At 43.3% G+C, this 9,093-nt stretch carries 6 protein-coding genes; all 6 read right to left on the bottom strand.

Going from position 1 to position 9,093, the window contains the following annotated elements:
• Window positions 1-94: 94 nt before the first annotated feature.
• Window positions 95-232, bottom strand: a complete 138-nt coding sequence (locus tag L2729_RS21190; protein ID WP_248990014.1) for a hypothetical protein — start codon at window positions 230-232, stop codon at window positions 95-97.
• Window positions 233-319: 87 nt separating this feature from the next.
• On the bottom strand, window positions 320-925 hold the full coding sequence (locus L2729_RS21185; protein WP_248990013.1) for an OmpA family protein: 606 nt from the start codon (window positions 923-925) through the stop codon (window positions 320-322).
• Window positions 922-2,337, bottom strand: a complete 1,416-nt coding sequence (locus L2729_RS21180) for a TolC family outer membrane protein (protein WP_248990012.1) — start codon at window positions 2,335-2,337, stop codon at window positions 922-924. Before L2729_RS21180 ends, L2729_RS21185 begins: the two co-directional genes overlap by 4 nt.
• Before the next feature lie 32 nt (window positions 2,338-2,369).
• The gene (locus tag L2729_RS21175; protein WP_248990011.1) at window positions 2,370-3,752 is read right to left on the bottom strand and encodes an HlyD family type I secretion periplasmic adaptor subunit; all 1,383 of its coding nucleotides are present in this window, start codon (window positions 3,750-3,752) and stop codon (window positions 2,370-2,372) included.
• Window positions 3,749-5,926: a type I secretion system permease/ATPase gene (locus L2729_RS21170; protein ID WP_248990010.1), complete on the bottom strand. Its 2,178-nt coding sequence runs from the start codon at window positions 5,924-5,926 to the stop codon at window positions 3,749-3,751. The genes L2729_RS21175 and L2729_RS21170 overlap by 4 nt, the downstream gene beginning before the upstream one ends.
• A gap of 94 nt (window positions 5,927-6,020) precedes the next feature.
• On the bottom strand, window positions 6,021-9,093 hold a 3,073-nt coding region (locus L2729_RS21165; protein WP_248990009.1), incomplete at its 5' end, for a VCBS domain-containing protein.

Genomic DNA, 9,093 nt, shown 5'->3' with positions numbered 1-9,093 from the left:
TACAACCAAGTCAGGCCACATCAGTACAACGGTGGTTTGACGCCTGCAGAGTCTGAACGATTATTTCAGAATGACTCTAAGTCCTTGGCCAAAATTAGTTGACCACTTCAAACCAAGCCCTAATACGTTTACCCGCCCGCTCTCCATATTGAGATTCTATTGTTTGGGTAATATGTGCAGAGTCTAGTTGTGGTACTGGATTCGCGTCTAGATAAAGAGAAGACACAGACAAAGCCAATACCGCCAATTTGAATTGACAGACTTTTTTTAATTTTTTTAATTTATAAAGCCTGTCATTCATACTGCGCTAGCTCGTCTCCTAATTAACAACTTCGTCTACGGTATATATATGCCATTTCATATCGGCAGTGGTGTCATCACCAGTGAGCTCCGCTATGACTCGACGATTCACTTTATGCGCCGCAGCGGTATGAGTAGGATCGATTGGGCGATCAAAACTATATCCTACAGCACTTAAACGAGATGATTCAATATCAAAACGCTCGCTTAGCAGTGCACTTACGGCATTCGCTCTGTTTTGCGATAGCTCTTGGTTATGTTCATGAGATCCCGTTTTACTACAATGCCCCTCAATAGCAGCTTGTGTATTGGGGAACTTTTGCATAAAACTGGCAATAATTTCTACTTGGGCATAGTAAACCGGATCGATGTAGTAAGAGTCATTGGCAAATAAAATCTTTAACTCTTGACGCTCATTGATGGGCTTTACTTTACCACAACCATAGTTATCGATAGTTGCCCCTAGCTCTGTTTCTGTGCAAAGTTCTCTTGCAACAATGACACCGTCATGATCGATATCATTTAAATCGTAAACCTGCTTAGTCGGCGTGTCCATTGATACAGTATCACGCATTGAACAGCCGCCTAATATGGCTAAACTCAATATTATAATTAAGGTTTTCATTGCGGTACTCCTCCTTCGTAATCTCGTTCACCTTGCCATACATCAGGGCGAGTCACTCTTAATGAGTCAAGTAGTTGCCCGGTCGCATTCAGAATGCGGTATTGCGACACTATTTGGTCATATTCAGAGACTAAATAATCTTTTCTTGCTTCAAATAATTCATTTTCGGTATCGAGCAAATCCAGTAATGTACGTTGACCTAAATTGAACTGTTGGCTATAGGCTACTTGCGTATCTTTAGCTGCAATAACGTGGTCACGAATATACATTTTTTGCGGTGTTAATAGCTCATATGCATTCCAAGCTAAGTTAACCCCTTCAACGACTTGTCTATGTGCACGTTGACGGATCTCTTTTGCTTCACCTATTTTATAGGCTGCTTCTTTTTCTCGGGCCAAATCACGGCCACCAGAAAATAGGTTGTATTTAACTCTGATCATGGCAACGAGATCGTTACTATGGCCACCAACATTATTACTTGATAACAATGAGTAACCGTCTTCACCGTCAAGATCGTTATTCCAGTTACCATCAAGCTCTAAGGTAAACTTAGGATAATAATTTGATTGAGCCGAATCTTTTTCATTCTCAGCGGCGTGAATGTCACTTGAGGCTGATTTAAGGATCGGATGATTATCTTGCGCCATCATCACACTGGTGCTGAGGTCGATTGGTAACATATCGGCATCAGGCACTGGAATGATCATATCTTCAGGCTCTTGCTCTACGATGCGAACGAATTGCGATCTGGCATCATAGAAATTATTGCGAGCAGAAATCACATTGGCATTAGCACGTGCTAAACGGCCGGTGATTTGAGATAGATCTGCCGTTGAGCTTAACCCTGAATCGGTTCTTTGTTTAATCTGATCATATATATCTTTATGGCTTTCGAGGTTTTTCTCAGCCAAGGTGAGCACTTGTTCACTGCGGATGTAGTTGGTGTATACCTTAACCACATCAAGCGCCATATCTTCGGCTGCCGCAAATAATGCCCATTGCTCTGCACTTGCTTCAAAGCTATATCTATCAACTTCGCTACTGGTATAAAAACCGTCAAATAGCATTTGTTTAATACTAAAGCCGGCTTCACCTCGTTCTAGCTCAATAACGCCGTCATCATCGACGTCACCTTGGCCTGCACGGCGACGAGTCGATGGGCTGTTAGTTTGCTCCCATCCGTAACCACCAGAAATATCGACGGTAGGCATGTAACCTGCAACTGCTTGGTTAACTTGCTCTTCTCGTGCTTTAAAGCGATTAAATGCGATCCGTATTTCAGGATTTGTATCTAATGTGTGCGCTACTGCTTGCTCTAACGTTTGGCTATAAGCCGACGCGGGCAATATTAGTGCGCCAACGGCGAGTGCAATGGCACTACGTCTTACCTGCCGTATTGTGCTGCTGTCCATGTTAACCCCTCCAGGTCGTTTTTTATAAGGCTTCAACGCTCTCTAAGCGCTGTATCTTTAGCCCGTAATATTGGATTAAGTATGTACTCTAAAACAGATCTTTGCCCAGTAATCACATCAACCGAGGTTAACATCCCTGGTATGATAGGCATTTCCGTGCCATCGTCCTTTGTTAAGCTAGAAAACTCCGTTCTAACTTTTACAATATAGAAACTATTCCCCTCTTCATCTTGAGTTGTATCGGCACTGATATGCTCAACGACTCCATTCAAGCCGCCATATCGAGTGAAGTCATAAGCAGTAACTTTGACTACTGCTGGGAGGCCTGGATGTAAGAAGGCAATGTCTTTGGGAATAATTTTAGTTTCAATAAGAAGCTTATCTTCTGAAGGAACAATTTCAATAATATCAACGCCAGGCTGTACAACACCACCGAGCGTATTAATGTGGATCGTTTTAATAGTGCCGTTCACAGGGGAGGTGATTTCAGCTTTACTGACTTTGTCTTGTGCGCCAACTTGTGCTTCATTCATACGCGACAGTTTTGTTTGCATCTCATTTAACTGAGCTCGAGTATCCGCCGCAAAAATAAGTACTGTTTCTCTGCGCTTCAAAATGGCTTCATCCATGGTTGACTTCACTTTTGGGCGCAATAACCGTAATGAAGACAGCTCGCCTTGAATATCGTTTACGACTCGCTGCAGCTTGAGCAATTCAACTTCTGGCACAATCCCTTTATCAGCTAAGGGTCTGGTCAGCTCTAGTTCTCTAGAGATTAATTGGAAGCTCGTTGTGAGGGTTCTGATTTTAGAGGCTAACTCTTGGATCTCTTGATTTCGTTGTTGGATCTGTCTTGCCTGGATCTCAAGCTGGTTACTCAGGTTGTCGATGCGACCTTGGTACTCTTCTCGTTGTCTCTTAGTGAGCTCTGGCTCATTATTTTCTAATAACTCTGGAAAAATTAGCACATGAGGTTGTATTTTTACTTGCTCGCGCCAGTCGGTGCCGATATTAGAAATAGTGATACTGTTCAACTCAGTTTTTAAGCGGATGACATTGGACAGTAAACTATTAACCTCTTGCTCTTGCTGGGCAAAATCAGATTTAAAGCGTGTTGCATCAATGCGTGCAAGTGCTTGTCCCTTGGTCACCATTAAGCCTTCTTGCACGTACATATCTTGCAATATGCCACCATCTAAACTCTGTATTATCTGGATTTGAGAAGAGGGGATCACTTTTCCCATTCCTGTCGTGACTTGATCTAACTCTGCAAAGTAGGCCCAAATCAAAAATGTGACGGCGAGCGATGCAAGCGCCCATATGGTTAATCGATGGCTGGTGGGTGCATCGGCCATCATGGCGCCATAGACATCGTCAACCATGTCTAAGTCTTGTGAGGTTAAATGCTTACTCATTTCTTTACCACTCCTGCAAGCAGTCCTTCATTTAGCTTTTTAAGCACATCAGCTTTAGCACCATCGGCAACAATGTGGCCGCGGTCTAATACGATAATGCGGTCAACCAAATTTAATAAATGCATTTTGTGGGTAATAAGCAATAACGTTCGGTCTTTACTGACATTGTGCATAGCTTGGATAAACTGTTTTTCAGCTCTAGCGTCTAAACTGGCCGTCGGTTCATCCATTAATAATACCGGGGGATCGTTCAGCGTTGCGCGTGCTAATGCAATGGTCTGTCGTTGACCACGAGAGAGCTCTCTGCCTCCTTCACCCACTTGTTGATCGAGCCCTTCAGATTCTAGATTGGTAAATAAGTTAACCCCTGATAACTGTACGGCCCTAATGAGCTGATGTTCGGTCACCTGCCGTGTACCAAAGAGGATATTGTCGCGAATGGTGCCATGAAACAAAGTAATATCTTGCGGTAAATAACCAAAATTACGTCGTAAATCACTTGGGTGTATTTGAGCTGAATCTAGGCCGTCGTATGTAAGGCTGCCCTTGCTAGGCTGAAAAAGTCCAACCAGCACTTTAGCGAGAGTACTTTTTCCTGAGCCATTACGACCTATTATTGCAATCCGTTCGCCAGGTTCAATTTTTATTGATAATGGATGAAGTATTGGCCGTTCTGAATTTGGATAGCTAAACGCTAAGTGATCCGCACTAATTTGGCCTTGTAATCGCTGTCTGCTAACGAGATGACCTTTGTTTTCAAACTCACTCTCTTGAGCCATGATTTCATTAAGTTGACGCAGTGCACTGGCAGTTTGGTTGCCTCTTGTCATTAATCCTGCTAATTGCGCCATAGGGGATATTGCGCGACTGGATAAGATCACGGCTGCAATGATGCCACCCATAGAGATTAGATTGTCTGCTACACGATAGACACCTAATATTACGACGAAAATAACAGAAGTCTGCACCACGAATGTCGCGACATTCGTGACTGAAGTTGAAATCTTTTTGGATTTTAACTGCCAGCTAGCAGTGTGCCCAATCATCTGTTGCCAACTTTTTTGGACTAAGCCTTCGGCGCCACTTGATTTGATAGACTCTAGTGATGAAAGTGACTCGATAAGGTGACCATGTTTTAAGCCAGAGAATTTATTACTTTCTTCGATTGCCACTTTTAGTTTTGGCTGCATAATCAAGGTGTAAGCAATAATAATAAAACTGCCGACCAATGGAATAAGCGCAAGATCGCCAGCGACTAGATAGATAATGGTCAAAAAGAATAGCGCAAAGGGCAAATCGACTAATGTGGTAATGGTGGCAGAGGTGAGAATATCTCGAATACTGTCAAATTCTCCAAGCTGCTTGGCCATGCCACCAACACTTGGTGAGCGTTTTTCTAACGGGATGCCGACGGCTTTTGCGAACAATTGTGAAGATACAATAATATCGACTTTCTTACCCGCAACATCGATTAAGTAACTGCGTAACTGACGCATTACCAAGTCAAAAATATAAGCTATGCCCGCACCTATCGCTAATACCCATAAAGAATTAAATGCTAAGTTAGGCACGACTTTGTCGTATACATTCATAATGAATAGTGGCGACACCAGTGCAAATAAATTGACTAATACTGATGCGATTAAGGCGTCACGATAAATTGGAGCAGAATCTTTAAGTGTCTGTAGTAGCCAGTGAGATTTGTTCTCGTGAAGGTGGACATCAAAGCCCATATCACCACGATACTCCTGCTTAACAAGAAACAAGTAACCCACATAAAGTGCTTCGAGCTCTTCAATTGACAGTGTTTCTTCACCACCGGTTTCAGGTAACTGGATAATGGCTTTATCGTGCTCTACATCTAGTTCTCGAAGTACGCAGGCTTTTTTATCTTTCAGCAGTAAAATGCACGGCAGTAAAATTGGCGTTATTTCATTTAATCCCTTACGCGATAGCTTAGCTGCTAAACCTGCTCTCGATGCCGCTTGAGGCAGTAGCTCTGGTGTTAGCACATGACCTTGCATAGGCAGGCCCGCCGCCAGAGAGTCGCTGGAGCAGGGGCTACCGAAGTATTCAGTAAGTAAAACTAAACTGTCTAGCAATGGATCAACAATAACGCGCTGAGATGCTGAAATGGTCCATTGCTCAGTTTTCTTAGAAGCTGAAACTGTCACCTTGGGGACTTATCCTTAAGATTTTATTATGTATTGTTTGTTAGTATCGGTCATGATGGCCTATTTATCCACAGGCCATCATCCCACTAAGTGCTTAAGGTATGATCGTGAAACCTTGTGCCCAGAGTTCTTCATTTAGCGAGTCAGGCATATTAACAGCTGCTGGGGCTGCAGAGTCACCAGTAGAGGTACCTACAATTAATGGGCCCTCACCATTGCTGCCTAACAGCCCTGTAATTATTTGGGCCTCACTCGAGCCGAACTCGGTAAATAGGTCAACACCGTCGAGCACGATATGTTGATCGAAAACTCCATCGTTGTTGGTATCGATATTGATTGAGGTACTCCCGTTTTCATCAGTAAAGCTGATGTACTGCGAAAGTTCATTGACCGTATCTCCTTGAAGAATATCACTTAGGTCAAGCTTATCTTCCAACAGGCTAAAGTCGGTAATGTGGTCGGTAGTCTCTGTACCGTCGACGGAGTTAGCACTCCAAACAAAGGTATCTTCTCCATCGCCGCCGGTCATGGTGTCATTGCCCAAGCCACCAATCATACTATCGTCTCCGAGGCCACCAATTAAGGTGTCGTTACCTAGACCACCAATTAAAGTGTCATTACCGCCCTGGCCGAAGAGAATGTCGTTACCTTCATTACCATTGAGAGTATCAATGCCGTCATGGGTTTGAGACACATCAAACATGGCTGTATTAACAGAAATAAAGGCATGAATATCCTGTACTGAGACTTCGTTAGCTTCGACGTTAGTTTCTTGAGCAACCAGTTTTTGCAGAGCTGTAAAGCCTTGACCATCAATGCCAGTAAATTGGGTTAAATCACCAAAAATAATGTCATTACCTAAGCCTCCGGTTGTTTGGTCATCTCCTTGTAATAGGTTAGTTTCAGACCCAAGTATAACGCTAGCTAAATTATCGACACTAATTTTAGCCCTAACTTGTCCATCACTGTCGTATTGAATTAAATCAGCTGCATTTAAGTCATTTTTAATACCAACAGCCTCGACGATAGATAGCCCATTTAATAAGTTAAATGCAGCTTGAGGATTACCGCCTGCGTTATGTTTGCCGTCAGTAATGAAGTAAGTAATATTGTTTCCAGCATTACTTGTCACATCGTTGCTGCTAAACCAATCTCTTGCAGCATTAAATGCATCAACATAGTCTGTATTGCCACCATTGGTAATCGCGTTCCAAGCTGCATCGGTGCCAGATTCTAGTGCGCTGATATCTAGATCTTTAATATCTACAGAAAGACTTAATACAGCAGACCCTGAAAAATCAACTACAGCGACGTTAACTACCCCAGAATTTAGCCCTGATGCAGATGCAAGAAGTGTTTTAAATACTTCAATCAATTGCTCTTTGGCTGCATTTACAGCTGTTGTTCCCATGCTACCAGAGGAATCAAGAATAAAGGCGATGTTGTAGTTTTCACCTGGAACAATTTGTAAGCCCGTTGTATCACTGACGATGATGTCGTGGTCGTTACCGCCTTGGATGTCATTGTTACCGTCAGTCCCAGATACAAAGCCATAATCTCTAATCACAGTCAGAGGTTTCACAGCGAAATGACCCTCGACATTATCACCGTCCCCATCAGTAGCAACAACATTGAAGTCTATCTGACCATCAGATGGATCTTGAATACCTTGGTATTGATAGAATTCCCATTGACCAGTACTCGGGGTGAACTCTACTTTAAAGATCAGTTCACCAGAGGCTGTTTGTCCCAATAAGGTATTTTCTGATTGAGTGATCAAAATTGCCTCACCACTTGTGGTGAATAAAGCATTTTCATCAGTACCCGTAAAGGCTAATGAGCCCATTCCGTCGGCACCCCAATCAGTGTCAATTTCCCCTGATGCATAGCTGACGGCTTGTGCATCGGTTCCAAGAAACTCAATAGACTTTACTGTAATGTCACTGTTATCAGCGTGCGCTGCATTAAAGCCATTATCGGTGGCTTTGATAACTATTTGATCAAACCCACCCTGTAAAACTTCGAATACATTAGCATAATTGCCATCTGCCGCATCAGAGCTAAATGCTTGTGTCGCAATGAGCTGACCATCTCTATAAAACTCAACAACGCCCACTTCAAGCTCACCACCAAACATGTTGGCAAACTCAATTTTAACACCATAAGCAACAGTGCCAGGGTCTAGAGTGATGACAATTTCTTCTGATGCTTCAGTACCATCTGCGAATTTACGAAAATCCACTTCGTTGCTTATATTGTGGTAAGGAGCAGCAACACTACTAACACCAATGCCGCTATTGCTTCCATTAATATTTGCATCAATCAGTGTGGAGTCCGTTGAGGAAGTGAAGCCTCTGGCGGTTATAGTGAACCCATCAAAATCCAAAGAATTAGAATTGCCGTTTTGATTTGTTAGAGAGAAATCACCAATGAGGCTATCTGGTATATCTATCTCAGTAACAACTTCAGTTACTGAATCGGTAATTTCTGGTGCATCATCTTCAACAGTGACATTGAAGCTTCCATTTGCGATAGAACCATTGCCATCATCAACAACAATGCCAAAGTCGAGTGAAAGATTATCTTCACTCGTTGTATCAGTGTGATCTACTGGAGCGAGCAAAGTGACATTATAACTCCAATCACCTGGAGTATTGCCTGTAGGGCCTGTAAGCACGACAGACATTACTGCTTGGTATGACGAAGTACCTGCAATGCCGATAAAGCCAGTTAATGTATCTGTACCATCCCATGACCATTGAACCGTTTCGCCACCAGAAGTGATACCTGCGGGACCGCTCAGAGCAACCGTTAATGCATCACTATCAGCATCTTCAATGCTGATAGTACCGCTAGCTGTAATAGCATCGGTAGTATCTGTATTACCAGTATCATCGACAAGACCATCGGTGAGGCCCTCTTCTGAGACTCGGATATTGGTGGTTGTGGTGATCGTTGATGCGTCGTTGGTACCCGTAATGATAACGGTGACAGTTTGATCGACATAGGCGCCTTTGTCATCCATGACACGGACCACAAAGGTTAATGTCTCAGATTCGCCTTCGGCTAATGCCTGGGTGTCGGCATCGTCATTGTTTAAGGTGTAGGTCCACTTGCCGTCAGCATCGACGGCGAAGGTGCCATAAGTGGTGTCCGGCGTGCCTTGT

Origin of the sequence: Shewanella gelidimarina (assembly GCF_023283945.1) — a bacterium.
GTDB lineage: Bacteria > Pseudomonadota > Gammaproteobacteria > Enterobacterales > Shewanellaceae > Shewanella > Shewanella gelidimarina.
Note: the sequence above shows the minus strand (reverse complement) of the source record. Positions and strands in the feature narration are given on the sequence as shown.